This window comes from Adhaeribacter pallidiroseus, from assembly GCF_003340495.1.
Taxonomy (GTDB): Bacteria; Bacteroidota; Bacteroidia; order Cytophagales; family Hymenobacteraceae; genus Adhaeribacter; species Adhaeribacter pallidiroseus.
On the sequence record NZ_QASA01000001.1, the window covers coordinates 4,910,954 to 4,927,168 of the forward strand.

The window sequence follows — 16,215 nt, forward strand, 5'->3', positions numbered from 1 at the left end:
TAATTCCATAAAATCACCTTACCTTATGGCGCTTTAGCAGTTACATAACGCTGTTGAAACCAACAATCCATTAGCATATTTTTATTATCGCATGATAGTTTTAAAGTTTGGCGGGTCTTCGGTGAGTACGCCGGAGAACATCTTAAAAGTACTGGCTGTAGTTAAATCGCACGCGTCAGTAAATGAATTGGCTGTAGTAGTATCGGCGTTTGGTGGTGTTACCGATAGCTTGATTAATACCAGCCGGTTAGCCGAAAAAGGCGATCTGGCTTATAAAGAAGAACTTAAAAAATTAGAAGAACGCCACTTAACGGCCGTTAAAGAGTTAATTCACGCCACGCGCCAAAGTGCGATTATTGCCAACGTAAAGTTTTTACTGAATGAACTGGAAGATATCTTACAAGGAGTTTACTTGGTAAAAGAATTAAGTTTAAAAACCCTGGACTTTGTTTCCAGTTTTGGCGAACGCTTATCTTCGTATTTAATAGCCGAGGCTTTTAAGGAAAACGGAGTACCGGCTTTTGCCGCCGATTACCGCCAACTAATTATTACGGACCGTACTTATGGTAATGCTAAAGTAAAGTTTGAGGTAACGAATGCCCGCGTTAAGCAGTATTTAACTAATACCAACGAGTTGCCCGTTATTCCAGGTTTTGTAGGCACAACCGAACACGGCGAAACAACTACTTTAGGCCGGGGCGGCTCCGATTATACCGCAGCTATTGTAGCAGCGGCGCTCGACTCGGCGAGCCTGGAAATCTGGACCGATGTAAACGGCATGATGACCGCCGATCCGCGCCGCGTAAAAAATGCCATTCCGATTGAAGAGTTGTCGTATGAAGAAGCCTTGGAGCTATCTTACTTTGGAGCGAAAATCATTTATCCGCCTACCATTCAGCCGGCGTTAAGCAAGAAAATTCCGATTCGGTTAAAAAACACGTTTGAACCGGCGGCACCTGGTACTTTAATTACGCAAAACCCGCGACAGAGCGAAGCGCCCGTAAAAGGCATTGCTTCCATCGAGAACATCGCTTTGCTTACCATTTCGGGCAGCGGTATGGTGGGTGCCAGTGGTATAGCCATGCGTTTTTTTGGCGCTTTGGCCAACCAAAAGGTAAACGTTATTTTAATTACCCAAGCATCCTCAGAACACTCGATTACCGTAGGTATTAATCAACGCGATGCAACGCGGGCCCAACTAGCCATAGAACAGGAATTTCAGTTAGAGATACAGGCGGGCATTGTGGATAAAGTAAATATTCAAAACGATTTAGCTATTCTGGCTTTAGTAGGTTTGAATATGAAAAACACCCCAGGTATTGCCGGAAAATTATTTAGTTCGTTGGGCCGCAATGGTATTAATATAATTGCTATAGCCCAGGGCACTTCCGAGCTCAATATTTCTTGCGTTATTCAAAAGAAAGATGAAGAAAAAGCTTTAAATACCATTCACGAAGCTTTCTTCCTTTCCGACATAAAAACCCTGCATTTATTTGTGGTAGGGACCGGTACGGTGGGCGCTACTTTATTAAAACAAATTAAAAATCAAGCGTTTAATTTATACAAAACTTTAGCTATTGATATTAAACTGATTGGCCTTACCAACAGTAAGCAGGCGGTATTTAATGAAAAGGGTATTCCGTGGGCACAATGGGAAGAAATATTTGAGCAAAAAGGGCAAGAGTCGAATATTGAGATTTTTGTGGAGCGGATGGCTGAGTTAAATTTACCGAATGCCATATTTGTAGATTGCACCGCTAATCCGGATGTAGCGGCTACCTATAAGTTTTTACTGGAACGCAGCATTTCGATTGTAACACCTAATAAAATAGCGGCCTCCAGTAATTACCACACCTACAAAGAATTAAAAACCTTAGCTGCTAAACGCGGAGTAAAATATTTATACGAAACTAACGTAGGTGCCGGTCTACCCATTATTAGTACCCTAACAGATTTAATCCGGAGCGGCGATACCGTTCATAAAATAGAAGGTATTTTCTCGGGCACCATGAATTATTTGTTTAACACCGTAAGTGCCGATAAAAAACTGAGTACCGTAGTACAGGAAGCCATGGATTTAGGTTACGCCGAACCCGATCCGCGTATTGACTTGAGTGGCAAAGATGTAGCCCGCAAAATTATGATTCTGGCTCGCGAAACCGGTGATAATCTGGAACTGGAAGATGTGCATATAAAACCCTTCTTACCAGCTAACTGTTTACAAGACTCCCCCATGGACCAATTCTGGCAGAACCTGCGTTCGTACGAAGATACGTTTGAAGGGCAACGCGCCGAAGTGGAAAGCCAAGGTAAAGGTTACCGTTTAGTTGCTTCGTGGGAAGACGGCAAAGCCCGCATTGAATTACGGGAGGTAGATAAAAGCCATCCGTTCTACTCGGTTTCCGGTTCTGATAATATTATTTTGTTTACTACCGAGCGCTACAAAACGCAGCCGCTGATTGTAAAAGGTTCCGGGGCGGGTGCCGAAGTAACCGCTGCCGGCGTATTTGCCGATATTATCCGGATTGCGAATTAGATGTTAGATACTGGATGTTAGACTAAAAATAGAAAGTGTCTTTTTAAAGTAATTATATTCGATCCAGTAAATAGTTAAAAATTTAAAAATTTACCCTGTTCTACTTAAACCTAGGCGGAAAGTTCTAAAAAATGAGTACCAGCTTTTCTTTAGAACCATGGCGGCATCTCCTCCCCTGCTTTTAGGGGAGGTCCCGCAGGGGGAGGGGTTTTCACATATTCTCATGGCAGACAGTAACAGCATTAAAATATTCTCACCGGCTACCGTAGCCAATGTAGCTTGCGGGTTCGATATATTGGGTTTTGCCCTTGATCATCCGGGCGATGAAATTCAGGTACGTTTAAAAGATGCGCCCGGTATTACCGTACTGAACCAAACCAAAGACACGGTGTTTCCGGCGGATGTAAACAAAAACACCGCTGTAGTTTCGCTGCAAGCCTATTTAGCGCATCTGGGCTCGGAGCAGGGATTTGAAATTATCTTTACTAAAAAAATAAAACCTGGCAGTGGTATTGGTTCCAGTTCGGCGAGTGCCGCCGCCAGTGTGTTTGCCGTAAACGAATTACTGGGCAACCCGCTTAGCAAAGAAAACCTGGTGCAATTTGCCATGCAAGGCGAAAAGGCTGCTTGCGGTGTAGCCCACGCCGATAATGTAGCCCCTGCACTGCTGGGTGGTTTTGTATTAGTTCGGTCCTACTCTCCCCTGGATATTATTTCTATTCCGTATCCCGCAGAATTATACTGCACCATTATTCATCCGCAGATTGAAGTAAAGACGGAGGATGCCCGTAAAATTTTGCGCCAGGGCATTTCGCTGAAAGATGCCGTAAAACAATGGGGCAACGTAGGCGGTTTAATTGCCGGTTTAATGAAAGGCGATTACGCGTTAATAGGTCGTTCGTTGGAAGATGCTATTATTGAACCCATCCGTTCTATTTTAATTCCGGGGTACGATGCCGTAAAAGAAGCGGCTTTGAAAGCAGGTGCCTTGGGTTGCTGCATTTCCGGTTCTGGTCCCAGCATGTTTGCCTTAAGCCGCTCCCAGGAAGAAGCGAATCAGATTGCATCCGCCATGAAAAAAGCTTTTACCCGCTACGAAATTGATAATATTGATTACGTATCGAAAGTAAATAGCCAAGGGCCAAAGGTGATTTAGTTGCTGGTTGTTGGTTGCTAGTTATCAGTAAACAATAATTAAGCAAAATCTGCTTCTCTGATTTTAATAAACCAAACACTTACAACCTACTACTACTACCTAAAACCTACCCACCATGAGCACCTTTACTATAAGAGAACAACTGATAGAAATAGTAAACAAGTTGTTTGTATACACTGATTCCCGGGAATGGCAGAAGATTCAGGAAGAAATTTTTGGCCACAAGGTTTTATTCGATATGTCTTCGTTAGGCGCTGGTGAACCCGCCGAGAAAACCTCTGCCGATATCTGTGCCATGTGGGATGCCGGATTTAAAGGAATAGATGCGATACATCACCAGAGTGGCAACTTTTTAGTAACTGCAACAGAGAACACCGCCACCGTTTTTTGCTATGCTATTGCTAGTCATTACAAAGCCGCCGCCACGCAAGGTAAAACTCGTGAATTTGTGGGAAGCTACGATATAAACTTATCTTTAACCGGATATGGTTGGCGGATTACCGCTTTTAAATACACGGTAAAATATACCAGCGGTAATATATCCTTGGAATAGAAAAATTTAAAAATTTAGTAATTTAATACGCAATAATAAATGTCTTTTTACAGTACCAACCAGCAAACCCCGCACGTCAGTTTGCGCGAAGCCGTTACCAAAGGCTTAGCCGATGATAACGGTCTTTTTATGCCTTTACAAATTCCGGAGTTACCCCACAGCTACTTTGAGGTTATTCAGGAAAAATCTTTACCCGAAATCGCCTTAGATGTATCAGCCACGCTGTTGCGCGGCCAGATCGAAAGAGGTGTTTTGCAGGAAATTGTAGAAGAAAGCTTGAATTTTCCTATCCCGGTAGTGCCGGTGCATGGCCGTATACATACCCTGGAGTTATTTCACGGACCAACCTCCGCGTTTAAAGATGTAGGTGCCCGGTTTATGGCCCGCTTGCTGGCCTACTTTGTAAAAGACAGTGATAAAGAATTAACTATCCTGGTAGCTACTTCCGGCGATACGGGTAGTGCCGTAGCTAATGGCTTTTTAGGTGTGCCTGGCATTAACGTAGTCATTCTATACCCCCATGGCAAGGTAAGCGACATTCAGGAAAAACAATTAACCACGCTGGGTCAGAACATTACGGCTTTGGAAATTGACGGTACTTTTGATGATTGCCAGCGTTTGGTAAAACAAGCTTTCCTGGATCAGGAACTAAACCAGCGGATGCAATTAACCTCGGCTAACTCCATCAACATTGCCCGGCTTATTCCGCAATCGTTTTACTATTTTCACGCGTATGCGCAGGTAAAGCATTTGAGTGAGCGCGTTATATTTGCGACTCCCAGCGGTAACTTCGGCAATTTAACCGGTGGTTTACTGGCTAAACGCATGGGCTTGCCGGTAGCTAAATTTATTGCGGCCACGAACATCAACGACATTGTTCCGGAGTTTTTAACGAGCGGCAATTTCAACCCAAGAGCTTCTACCCAAACTATTTCTAACGCCATGGACGTAGGAAACCCCAGCAACTTCGTGCGCCTGATGGAACTATACAACCAAAATGGCGATGCTATGCGGGAAGATGTAATTGGTTACCGCTTTACCGATGAGCAAACCAAAATGCTGATGCGCGAAGTATACGAAAATCACGGCTATATTCTGGACCCGCACGGCGCCATTGGCTACGGTGCCATCCGCGATTACCTGGCTATGGAACCAGATGCTATTGGGATATTCCTGGAAACCGCGCACCCAGCCAAATTTATAGATGTGGTAGAAGAAGTTATCGGGCAAAAAGTTACGATACCGGAAAACCTGCAGGCCGTCATGCAAAAGACCAAGCAATCTACCCGCATGAGTCACGATTATAATGATTTAAAAACTTGGCTGTTAGCCCGGGCGTAGAACCTGCCCCAACCTAAATCCCTCCCCGGTGGAGAGGAACTTTAAAAATTTACTTTACCTTAACCAGCACTCCTTTTTATCTTAACTGGCACCCCTTCTCTACCGGAGAAGGGGCCGGGGGATGAGGCAAATCCGATATCATTATAGATTTTACAAAAATTTTGTAAATAAATTTAAAATTTTCAATAAACTGGGGAGAGCAAATTATTTTTACTAGTTAAGCTTGGATATTTTTAAAAAAATTACGCATCTTTAATAAACGGCTTTAGTTAAGATTTTTCTTCGGGTTTGTAAGAAAATAACAGAGCAGCCGTTTTTCAGAAAATAGATGGTGATGCCGGTTTTATTTCTGAACTATAATTCTGAGCAGAACCGCCCTTTCTGGAACTGCTGATCAAGCCTGGCAACGTGCCGGCTTCTGTTGTTTTAATACATTTAAACATTTTTCTACCATGAGCGACAAGGTCCATATTTTTGACACCACGTTACGCGACGGCGAGCAGGTTCCTGGCTGCCAGTTAAATACCAAAGAAAAAATTGAAGTAGCCAAAGCCCTGGAAGAACTAGGTGTAGATATTATCGAAGCAGGTTTTCCTATTTCCAGCCCCGGCGACTTTACTTCCATTATCGAAATATCCAAGGCGGTTTCGGAGCCGGTAATCTGCGCGCTGACCCGAGCCAAAAAAGAAGATATTGACTGTGCCGTGGAGTCGTTGAAATACGCGAAGCGTAAACGCATCCACACGGGCATTGGCGCTTCTGATATGCATATTCAGTATAAATTTAACACTTCGCGCCAAGATGTACTGGAACGCGGCGTATGGGCGGTAAAATACGCCAAGCAATTTGTAGAAGAAATTGAATTTTACGCCGAAGATGCCGGCCGGGCTGATCTGCCTTTTCTGGCGCAAATGGTTGAAGCTGTAATTGCGGCGGGCGCTACCGTGGTAAATATACCTGATACTACCGGCTATTGCTTACCCTGGGATTACGGTGCGAAGATAAAATATTTAAAAGAAAACGTTAAAAACATCGATCAAGCTATTATCTCGGTGCATTGCCACAACGATTTAGGCTTAGCTACGGCCAACTCTATTGCCGGGGTAATTAACGGTGCCCGCCAGATTGAGTGTACCGTTAACGGCATCGGCGAACGGGCCGGGAATACCTCGCTAGAGGAAGTGGTGATGATTATGAAAAGTCACAAAGAACTGGAATTACTTAACCGCATAAACACGCCGCGTATCTATCCCACCAGCCGGTTGGTATCTCGGTTGATGCGCATGCGCGTACAGCCGAATAAAGCCATTGTGGGCGACAACGCATTTGCGCACTCTTCCGGTATTCACCAGGATGGCTTCCTGAAACACCGCGAAACCTACGAGGTAATTGATCCGCATGATGTAGGTGTGGCCGATTCTTCTATTGTTTTAACGGCGCGTAGTGGTAGAGCCGCCTTAAAGCACCGTTTAGAAAATCTGGGTTACTTTGTTACCAAAGAAGACATTGACGAAGTATACCCCGACTACCTGGTGATGGCGGATGAGTTAAAAGTTATTCAGGACGAGCATTTAACCGAGCTTTTTGGAAAACTGGAAACTAAACGGGAACAAGCCGCTGTTAAAACCAACAGCTAATTTTACAGATGAGTACTTCCGATAAAAAAACATTATTTCAAAAAATCTGGGATGCCCATGTGGTAACCAGCATTCCGGACGGTCCCGATGTGTTATACATCGACCGGCATTTGGTGCACGAAGTAACGAGTCCGCAGGCTTTTGCCGGTCTGGAGAAAAGAGGCATTGGCGTATTCCGGACGCAAAATACCGTAGCCACCGCTGACCACAACGTTCCCACTATCAATCAGCATTTGCCCATTGTGGAGCCGCTGAGTAAATTTCAGGTAGATAAACTTACCGAGAACTGCGCGAAATTTGGGGTAAACTTGTATGGTTTAGGTCATCCTTTTCAAGGCATTGTACACGTTATTGGTCCGGAACTAGGTATTACTTTGCCCGGCATGACGATGGTATGCGGCGATAGTCATACTTCTACGCACGGTGCCTTTGGTACTATTGCTTTCGGGATTGGTACCAGCGAAGTAGAGCAAGTTTTAGCTACCCAATGCCTGATGCAGAACAAACCCAAGACCATGCGCATCAACATCGAAGGAGAGCTGGCGAGCGGCGTACTTTCCAAAGACATTATTCTGTACATTATTTCTAAACTCACGATGGGTGGTGCTACCGGCTATTTTGTAGAATATGCTGGTTCGGCTATTCGCAGCTTAAGCATGGAGGCCCGCATGACCATCTGCAACATGAGCATCGAAATGGGTGCCCGTGGTGGTTTAATTGCTCCTGACGATACTACTTTTGAATATATCCGGGGCCGCGAATTTGCGCCAAAAGGCGAGAAATACGAAGAAGCGGTAGCTTATTGGCGTACCTTATTCACTGACGAAGGCGCTGTTTTTGACGTGGAATATACCTACGATGCGGCTGATATTGCTCCCATGATTACTTATGGTACCAATCCGGGCATGGGCATTAAAATCGACGAAACCGTACCAAATCTGGCCGATATTAAAGAAGAAAGCAATAAAGCTTCTTTCGATAAATCATTGGCTTATATGGGTTTGCACCCGGGTGAATCGTTGTTGGGTAAAGAAATTAATTACGTATTTATTGGTTCCTGCACCAACTCGCGCATCGAGGATTTACGGTTGGTAGCGCAGTTTGTGAAAGGAAAGCACAAAGCGCCCAATATTAATGCTTTAATTGTACCGGGTTCTAAACAAGTAGAGCAACAAGCCCGCGAAGAAGGCATTGACCAGATCTTCCGGGAAGCTGGTTTTGAATTACGCGAACCCGGCTGTTCGGCTTGCCTGGGCATGAACGAAGACAAAGTACCCAAAGGCGAATACTGTATTTCTACTTCTAACCGCAACTTCGAAGGCCGCCAGGGACCTGGTGCCCGCACGTTATTGGCTAGTCCGCTTACCGCCGCAGCCACAGCCATTGCGGGAAAAATAACGGATGTGCGGGAATTGATTTAGTCGATAGTCCATGGTCCATAGACAATGGTTCGTTGACTGGAAGTAGATACAAGACTATTGGTAAATTATACTTTAAGCTTTTGTTTGCAGGAAAGAAATCAAATAACAATTTAAATCTATGGACTATCGACTGTGGTCTATGGACTTGAAATCATGGAAAAATTTAAAAAAATAACCTCTACGGCGGTTCCATTGCCGATTGAAGACATTGATACGGACCAGATTATTCCGGCCCGCTTCCTGAAGGCTACTACCCGCGAAGGTTTTGGTGATAACTTGTTCCGGGATTGGCGCTACGATAACCAAAATACGCCGAAGCCGGATTTTGTACTGAACAACCCGCTGTATACGGGTAAAGTATTAGTAGCTGGTAAAAACTTTGGTTGTGGCTCCAGTCGCGAACACGCAGCTTGGGCCATTAACGATTATGGTTTTAAAGTAGTTATTTCGAGCTTTTTCGCCGATATTTTTAAAGGCAATGCCTTAAACAATGGCCTCTTGCCGGTGCAAGTTTCCGAGGAGTTTCTGGCAGTTATTTTCGCGCACATTTTCGCCGACAGAAACACGGAACTAGAAGTAAACCTGGAAGCCCAAACCGTACGCATTGCCGGCACGGACCAAGTAGAAAAATTTGATATTAATCAATACAAAAAAACCTGCTTAATTAACGGGTATGACGATATTGATTACTTACTCAGCTTAAAGAAAGAAATTGAAGCTTACGAAAAAACCAGTAAGTATTTAAGCCTGGTGAACCAAAGCCAGGAAGAAGTAGAAGCTTAATTTTTTTAAATTTACATGCATCACAAAGCCAGTTCTAGAACTGGCTTTTTTCTTTTAAGAATTCCCGGAAAATTGTTGGGTTTCCAATTGGGTTACATTCGGCAAGCAGCTAATTGTAAAATTCTTCTCTTGGTTTTAATTCTTTATTCTTTAAATATTCAGGAATATTGGGTGGCCCGGATTTAAATTTTAAACGAATAGGCAAACTTATACAAATTGCAGACTTCCGAAATATTCCGGCAAATGAAAGTTAGGTTCTGAAGTGCTAATCGGGCTCCAGGCTAAATAATGCGGACGCGGTAAATCGTCGCCGCATTTATAAAAATTCGCACGTGCGTTTACGCCCCGAAATGTAGTAAGGCAGTGTTGGGTAAAAACTTCGGCCGGAATAAGTACCGTTAACTCCCAGAATGTTACCTGGCCGTTGCTGGGCAAAGTTGTTTTTTGCAACGTTCCGGCGTATTTAATCTTGCGGATGGATTCTTCGGGCAGCAACCGGCGGTTTTCGCGGGCGTCACCAAAACCGAGCAAACAGGTTCCTAAGCAATTAAACTCCACATTATAGTAACTGGCTTCGCCGTTAAACGCAATAAAAAACTCTACACAACTATCTTTATACACCGGATCGTTTGTGTTACGAAACTTAGCCTGGATGGCTTCTTCTGCCACGTAAAATTTTAAAAAAATACAATTGTGGTGGTAACCCAGGGCAAATTGCACCCGGGGCTTGTAGCTAAACCGGGGCCAGGGCGTGTGATCCAGGGTATGTTTGTCCAGGGTATCTAGTTCCGCACTTATTTGCTCTAAGGAGCTTTGCCGGTTCAGCATGGGCAAGGAGGCGACTTCCAGGCTTTTCATCTATTAATTAACTTCTTTTTCGGAATATCCCCAGATAATTGCTATTCTTTCGTGGAAATGAGCCATATTTTGGTAAATAGTAACCCTGAGCAAAGGCACATCTTTAAGAATAGAATGGTTAATGCGCTGCAACAGATAATCCGGATATTCTTGGTAGTTGCTAACAAGGTGAAAAATATCGCGAACGTATTTGCTAGGGCACGTTTTAATGTGCTTTAATTTTTGTTAGCTGATGTAATTTTTTTATTTAAATTTTTCTTCCCGGTTTAAAGGTTATTTATGCCTTATATCCTGTAACATCTCTCCAAATCTTTATTCTATTGAAAATTCTGTTTCTCACTTCTTCACCTTCTTTCTCTCCAATTAGTAAGATCCATTTGCCTTTGGGTGTAAACCAGTCATAAATAGAATCATATATAGGAGATCCGTTCCAGTGTTCAAGGTCATCTAATTCTTCAGAAAATGCTTCTTTGAAGTCTTCTACAAAACCTCCAGGGCAGAAGAGGTCATCTCTATTTTCTAATAATTTTTGAGCTAAGTAAAGATCATTAAGCAGTTCAGTAAGCTCCCACTTCTTCCAATATTCAGCCTTCGATAACGTCTGATTTTTCATTTTTCAAAAATATGCCTGCCAACTTGCAGCTATACAACATAACATACGGTTATCTGCACTATATATAAAGTAGGAACACTCGCTTTTATCCGGTTCTTAACAGTTTTTTTCCAAGTGTAGCGACTCGTTTTATATTACAAGTAATATATAGAATTTTTTACCAATTTATTATTCTTTGTATTTCCCTATGCAAAAGTAAATGGCTGTGCTAAAAGCGAACAAAACATTGTATCGAAACCGGACAGATTAAACTTCCCTCAAACATCATTTACACGGCAAATCACTTATTATCAACCAATTAAGATCATGGCACTTTTCTTATTTAAAGATAATCAGGTTTGCTAAAATACCGGAGAGCTAGTTTTTTAAATTTTTCATAAGATTATGTCTTCTCTTGGCTTCTATTACTTATTAATCGCCATAATATGCTTACAAATTACCTGAAAATAGCGTTGCGAAACCTGCTCCGGCATAAAGGTTTTTCTTTTATTAATATTTCGGGTTTGGCCTTAGGCATGACCTGCAGCATTTTAATTATGTTGTGGGTACAAGACGAACGTAGCTTTAACCAGTTTCATGCGCAACTCAACCGGTTGTACCGGGTAATGGAAGTGCAGCATTACGGCGGTAATTCTGATTTTACCTTCGATGCTACGCCCGGACCACTGGGCGAAAACCTACCGCAAGATATTCCCGAAGTAGCGCAAGCGGTAACTTTGCACCCGGGCTTTAACCTGCTGTTTACCCACGAGAACCAAGCTCTAAAGCAAAACGGCACCTACGCTGGTCCGGATTTTTTCCGGATGTTTTCTTTCCCGTTCACGCAAGGAAATCCTCAGACCGCGCTGAAGCAACCTAAGTCAATTGCCATTTCGGAAACCATGGCGCAAACGTACTTTCGGAGCACCAACGTAGTGGGTAAAACCATTAAAGTAAACAACAAAGATACCTACCAGATTACCGGCGTATTTAAAGATGTACCCAAAAACTCGTCGTTGCAGTTTGATTGGGTAATGCCATTTACCGACTATGTGCAGGAAAACGATTGGGTGAAAGACTGGGACAATAACGGACCTAAAACGTACGTATTGCTGCAGCCCAATACTAGCCAGGCCACCGTAGACCAAAAAATAAAGCATTACCTGGCCACCAAAAAAAAGGAAAGTACGATTGATTTATTTCTGCAACCGGTGGGGGATATGTACTTACAAGGCAATTTTAAATCCAGTAACGTGCCGGTAGGAGGTCGTATCGAGTACGTGCGGTTATTCGCGATTGTGGCCGTTTTTATTCTGGTAATTGCCTGCATCAACTTCATGAATTTAGCTACCGCCCGGTCGGCGCGGCGGGCGAAAGAAGTAGGCGTGCGCAAAGTAATAGGTGCCGGACAGCGCGAGCTCATCGGGCAATTTAGCGGCGAATCCATGCTGATTACTTTACTGGCTATTGTGTTTGCCTTAGGGTTGGCGCAGTTGTTAATACCGGTATTTAACCAGCTTACCGATAAAGCAATTGCTATTCCGTATCAAGACCCGCAGTTTATTCTGGCGGTAGCGAGTATTGCTCTTATTACCGGCTTACTCTCTGGTTCTTACCCGGCTTTGTTTTTAGCATCGTTCGAGCCGGTGAAAGTTTTAAAAGGGACTCTTCGTTTTAATACCAGTACCATCTGGTTCCGGAAAGGCCTGGTCGTATTTCAGTTTATCTTATCCTCGGTGCTGATTGTGAGTGCTTTGGTGGTATACAGCCAGGTGCAATATATCCGGACCAAAAACCTGGGTCTGAACCGCGACAATGTGGCTTACGTGTACCTGGAAGGCAAATTAAAAGAACAGGCGGCTCCTTTAAGAAATGATTTACTACGCTCCCCGGATATTAAACAAGCCACCATCGCGAACCAAAATCCGCTTATGGTGGGTTCCTCCACGGGCAATGTGCAATGGGCGGGCAAAACGCCTAAAGCCGATGTGTTGTTTAGCGTATTGGCTACCCAGTATGATTACCTGAAAACCATGGACATCCCCCTGAAAGCCGGGCGCGATTTTTCGAAGGAGTTTGGCACCGATACTTCTAATTTCGTGATAAACGAAGAAGCCGCCCGGCTGATGAACATGCGCGACCCAATAGGGCAAAAAATTCAGGTAATGGGGGTAACCGGGCAGATTATCGGGGTTACCAAAGATTTTCATTCTTCTTCCATGCACACAGCCATGCAGCCGCTGATCCTGATTTTAAACCCGAAGTATGCTGCCGATTACCTGTTCGTGCGCCTGGCCACCGGAAAAACCAAAGACGGTTTAGCCCAAATGGAAAAACTGGTGAAACAATACAACCCGGGTTATCCTTTTGAGTACCACTTCCTCGACGAAGATTTTGAGCAAATGTATAAAAGCGAAGCCATGATTGGCCAGTTAGCTTACTACTTTGCGTTTCTGGCTATTTTTATTTCGTGTTTAGGTTTGTTTGGGTTAGCCTTGTTTACAGCCGAGCAGCGTACCAAAGAAATCAGTATCCGCAAGGTATTGGGTGCCTCGGTGTTTAACATTACCCGCATGCTTTCCCTTGATTTTTTAAAATTAGTGTTACTGGCCAATATTATTGCCTGGCCTTTGGCGGCTTATGTGATGCATAACTGGTTGCAAAACTTTGAATACCGCACCAACCTGGCCTGGTGGATTTTTGCCCTGGCGGGTGGATCTACGTTAATCATTGCCCTGCTTACGGTAAGTTACCACGCCATCCGGACGGCTGTAACCAACCCGGTTACTTCGTTGCGCAGCGAGTAAGCAGTAGTTTAGTTTTTTTCGGATTGCGGCGTTTACCGGAAAAGTAATAGTAGCGTTTTTTTTCGCAGAAAGACCTGGCCAGCGGTTCGGGCAGGCGCCCATAACGGTACCGTTCCGGGAGCAATGGTCTAACTGTTTCTTTTGTAAAAATAAAAGCAGAACTACTTAGATAGGTCCATACAAATCGATCCTAGCGCTGCAAACAAGCTAAAATTTTAAAAAACTGTGGACTATGGGCCATGGATAATCGATTGAAACTATGCTGACCATCTATCTGAAAACCGCCTGGCGCATTTTGTGGCGCCACAAAGCTTTTTCGCTGATTAATAATCTGGGATTAGCCCTGGGCATTACCGCCTTTATTTTAATTTTGGAGTACGTCAGTTTTGAACAGAGTTTTAACCGGTTTCATACCAACCTATCTACCATGTACCGGCTGCAGGTGCAAGGCCGGGGCGGCGAATTTAACATTAATATAGCCCCGGCCGTTGCACCACTCGTGCAGCAACAGTTTCCGGAAGTGCAGGTTTTCTGTCGCGTGGCCGAACAAGCGGCGAATGGTTTGGTTACCTTCGCCGGTGCTAAAAAAGAAAGTGTTCCGCAATCGTTCCGTGAAGATGCTATTGCGTACGCCGACGCGAGCTTTTTTACCTTATTTACTTTTCCGCTGGTGCAGGGCCAGGCCGCTACCGCACTGCAAGCCCCCAATACGGTAGCTTTATCGCAAGCGCAAGCCCACAAATATTTCGGAAATAAGCCGGCGATGGGGCAAGTTATCACGCTTAATAACCAATTTGGTAAAACATTGTACACCGTTACGGCCGTGTACGCCGACATGCCGCTAAATTCTGATCTGCGCTTCGATGCGGTTTTCTCCCTTATTACCCTGGCCAATCCGGCGAACCTGAACGGTAACGGATGGGCCCGGTTAGATGGCTTCGACGGTACTTTTGTAACTACTTTTTTCCGGGTAAGTCCCGGTACCGATTACCAGCGGCTGGCCGCCAAACTAAACGCGCTGGCTAAAAAAATGAATCCCGACGGAGAAGACCGGTTTTGGCTGCAACCCGCCGGTAACTTGCACCTGGCAAACTCGCTGGGCGATCTCTTGCGGGCCAGCGGCAGTCTGGGTTTTGTGTATTTGCTGGAAGGTATTGCCGGGCTAATATTAATTATTGCTTGGTTTAATTACGTTAATCTATCTACGGCCGGCGCCTTAAAAAGAGCAAAAGAGGTAGGCATCCGAAAAGTAATCGGTGCTCGTTCCGGGCAATTAATATTGCAATTTTTAGGTGAGTCGTTGTTTTTGAACCTAATAGGATCTTTATTAGCGCTGGGGTTGGTAGTTTTGCTGCAAAGCCCTTTTAACAAACTGATTAAAAAAGACTTGACTTTTAGTGTACTGCAGGCCGATAATTATTGGTTAATTGGTTTAGGCTTGTTACTGGTAGGGGCGCTGGCTTCGGGTATTTACGTAGTCTTTTACGCTGGTATCGTTCCAGCCGGTGCAAACGTTAAAAGGCACTCCCCGGATGAGCCGCGGCTATTGGTTACGTAAATCTCTGGTTGTCGGGCAGTTCAGCGCCTCGGTGGTGTTAATTATTGCCACTCTGGTATTATACCGCCAGTTACAATACATGCAAAATCAGGATTTAGGCTTTGCACTCACCCAGCGTTTGGTTATCCAAAGTCCGCAGGTAGGCGAGGAAGCGGCTATAACTACGCGTACCGCCGTGCTGGAACAACAGTTAAGCCAGTTGCCATACGTCAAAAATTTCTGCCAGAGCGGCATTGTGCCGGGTAATTATTACAACTTCGGCGCCAACGGCATTGCCCGGCCCGGAGCCCCCGCCGACGATAATAAAAAAGGCTACTCCATGGGTATCATCGATGACCGTTACCTGCCAACGTACGGCATTGCTTTAGCCGCCGGGCGCAACTTTACCCACCAGGAAACTACTTTAGGTTGGGAGAAAAGCGCCAAACTGATGCTCAACGAATCGGCGGCTCGGCAATTAGGTTTTTCTTCGGCTGCCGCGGCCGTGGGCCAGACGGTAAACTGGGGGCAAGCGTACCAGGTAGTAGGCGTTATGCGCGATTACCACCACCAAGGGTTACGTAATGCCATTGATCCCATTATTTTTCTGCCCCGCCGTTCGGTAGGTTACCTAACAGTGCAACTTACCCCCGGTGGCATGTCCCGGAAACTTGCCGAGCTCGAAAAGCTATACCGGGCCAATTACCCCGGTAATCCCTTCGAATTTTTCTTTTTAGACGAACGCTACAACGAGCAATACCAACAAGAGCAACAATACGGGCAAGTATTTACCGTAGCCTCTACCTTAGCTATTTTTATTGCTTGTTTAGGCTTGTTTGGTTTGGTAGCGTTTACCACCGAGCAACGTACCAAAGAAATCGGCATTCGTAAAGTGCTGGGGGCTTCGGTAGCGAATATCCTGTCGTTGATTTCGAAAGATTTTTTAAAATTAGTAGTGCTGGCGAATCTGCTGGCCTGGCCCGTTGCCTGGTAG

12 protein-coding genes are annotated in these 16,215 nt (G+C 44.6%); 10 read left to right on the plus strand and 2 right to left on the minus strand.

Features of this window, described 5'->3' with window-relative positions:
- Window positions 1–91 precede the first annotated feature (91 nt).
- The 7 genes from thrA (at window position 92) to leuD (ending at window position 9,427) form a co-directional block, all read left to right on the plus strand.
- Window positions 92–2,536 carry a bifunctional aspartate kinase/homoserine dehydrogenase I gene (gene thrA / locus AHMF7616_RS19585; RefSeq protein ID WP_115374418.1) on the plus strand — a complete coding sequence of 815 codons (2,445 nt, stop codon included), beginning with the start codon at window positions 92–94 and terminating at the stop codon, window positions 2,534–2,536.
- Between the two features lie 223 nt (window positions 2,537–2,759).
- A complete protein-coding gene (locus AHMF7616_RS19590) occupies window positions 2,760–3,692 on the plus strand; it encodes a homoserine kinase (RefSeq protein WP_115374419.1) in 933 nt (310 codons plus the stop codon).
- A 115-nt stretch (window positions 3,693–3,807) separates the two neighbouring features.
- The gene (locus AHMF7616_RS19595; RefSeq protein ID WP_115374420.1) at window positions 3,808–4,245 is read left to right on the plus strand and encodes a nuclear transport factor 2 family protein; all 438 of its coding nucleotides are present in this window, start codon (window positions 3,808–3,810) and stop codon (window positions 4,243–4,245) included.
- Window positions 4,246–4,284: 39 nt separating this feature from the next.
- On the plus strand, window positions 4,285–5,586 hold the full coding sequence (gene thrC, locus AHMF7616_RS19600; RefSeq protein ID WP_115374421.1) for a threonine synthase: 1,302 nt from the start codon (window positions 4,285–4,287) through the stop codon (window positions 5,584–5,586).
- A 452-nt stretch (window positions 5,587–6,038) separates the two neighbouring features.
- On the plus strand, window positions 6,039–7,223 hold the full coding sequence (locus AHMF7616_RS19605; RefSeq protein WP_115374422.1) for a 2-isopropylmalate synthase: 1,185 nt from the start codon (window positions 6,039–6,041) through the stop codon (window positions 7,221–7,223).
- Window positions 7,224–7,231: 8 nt separating this feature from the next.
- Window positions 7,232–8,644, plus strand: a complete 1,413-nt coding sequence (gene leuC / locus AHMF7616_RS19610) for a 3-isopropylmalate dehydratase large subunit (protein WP_115374423.1) — start codon at window positions 7,232–7,234, stop codon at window positions 8,642–8,644.
- Between the two features lie 153 nt (window positions 8,645–8,797).
- Window positions 8,798–9,427: a 3-isopropylmalate dehydratase small subunit gene (leuD, locus tag AHMF7616_RS19615; protein WP_115374424.1), complete on the plus strand. Its 630-nt coding sequence runs from the start codon at window positions 8,798–8,800 to the stop codon at window positions 9,425–9,427.
- Window positions 9,428–9,634: 207 nt separating this feature from the next.
- On the opposite strand, the gene AHMF7616_RS19620 is transcribed toward leuD, so the two are convergent.
- Both AHMF7616_RS19620 and AHMF7616_RS19625 read right to left on the minus strand, forming a co-directional pair.
- On the minus strand, window positions 9,635–10,285 hold the full coding sequence (locus tag AHMF7616_RS19620) for a carbohydrate-binding family 9-like protein (RefSeq protein WP_199474274.1): 651 nt from the start codon (window positions 10,283–10,285) through the stop codon (window positions 9,635–9,637).
- A 277-nt stretch (window positions 10,286–10,562) separates the two neighbouring features.
- Window positions 10,563–10,898, minus strand: a complete 336-nt coding sequence (locus AHMF7616_RS19625; RefSeq protein WP_115374425.1) for a hypothetical protein — start codon at window positions 10,896–10,898, stop codon at window positions 10,563–10,565.
- A 425-nt stretch (window positions 10,899–11,323) separates the two neighbouring features.
- Between AHMF7616_RS19625 and AHMF7616_RS19630 the strand changes: the two genes are divergently transcribed.
- The 3 genes from AHMF7616_RS19630 to AHMF7616_RS27790 all read left to right on the plus strand — a co-directional run bounded on the left by AHMF7616_RS19630 (window position 11,324) and on the right by AHMF7616_RS27790 (window position 16,215).
- Complete coding sequence (locus AHMF7616_RS19630) at window positions 11,324–13,684, plus strand: ABC transporter permease (RefSeq protein WP_115374426.1); 2,361 nt, start codon at window positions 11,324–11,326, stop codon at window positions 13,682–13,684.
- 259 nt (window positions 13,685–13,943) lie between these two features.
- Window positions 13,944–15,242 carry an ABC transporter permease gene (locus AHMF7616_RS27785; protein ID WP_317047617.1) on the plus strand — a complete coding sequence of 433 codons (1,299 nt, stop codon included), beginning with the start codon at window positions 13,944–13,946 and terminating at the stop codon, window positions 15,240–15,242.
- Window positions 15,190–16,215, plus strand: coding sequence for an ABC transporter permease (locus AHMF7616_RS27790; protein WP_317047618.1), 1,026 nt, complete (start codon window positions 15,190–15,192; stop codon window positions 16,213–16,215). The genes AHMF7616_RS27785 and AHMF7616_RS27790 overlap by 53 nt, the downstream gene beginning before the upstream one ends.

Bases quoted from the DNA above. Each gene is read 5' to 3' on its own strand.
- AHMF7616_RS19595 (WP_115374420.1), top strand. From the start codon at position 3,808: ATGAGCACCTTTACTATAAGAGAACAACTGATAGAAATAGTAAACAAG.
- leuD (WP_115374424.1), top strand. From the start codon at position 8,798: ATGGAAAAATTTAAAAAAATAACCTCTACGGCGGTTCCATTGCCGATT.
- AHMF7616_RS19590 (WP_115374419.1), top strand. From the start codon at position 2,760: ATGGCAGACAGTAACAGCATTAAAATATTCTCACCGGCTACCGTAGCC.
- thrA (WP_115374418.1), top strand. From the start codon at position 92: ATGATAGTTTTAAAGTTTGGCGGGTCTTCGGTGAGTACGCCGGAGAAC.
- AHMF7616_RS19625 (WP_115374425.1), bottom strand. From the start codon at position 10,898: ATGAAAAATCAGACGTTATCGAAGGCTGAATATTGGAAGAAGTGGGAG.
- AHMF7616_RS19630 (WP_115374426.1), top strand. From the start codon at position 11,324: ATGCTTACAAATTACCTGAAAATAGCGTTGCGAAACCTGCTCCGGCAT.
- AHMF7616_RS19620 (WP_199474274.1), bottom strand. From the start codon at position 10,285: ATGAAAAGCCTGGAAGTCGCCTCCTTGCCCATGCTGAACCGGCAAAGC.
- AHMF7616_RS19605 (WP_115374422.1), top strand. From the start codon at position 6,039: ATGAGCGACAAGGTCCATATTTTTGACACCACGTTACGCGACGGCGAG.
- leuC (WP_115374423.1), top strand. From the start codon at position 7,232: ATGAGTACTTCCGATAAAAAAACATTATTTCAAAAAATCTGGGATGCC.
- thrC (WP_115374421.1), top strand. From the start codon at position 4,285: ATGTCTTTTTACAGTACCAACCAGCAAACCCCGCACGTCAGTTTGCGC.
- AHMF7616_RS27785 (WP_317047617.1), top strand. From the start codon at position 13,944: ATGCTGACCATCTATCTGAAAACCGCCTGGCGCATTTTGTGGCGCCAC.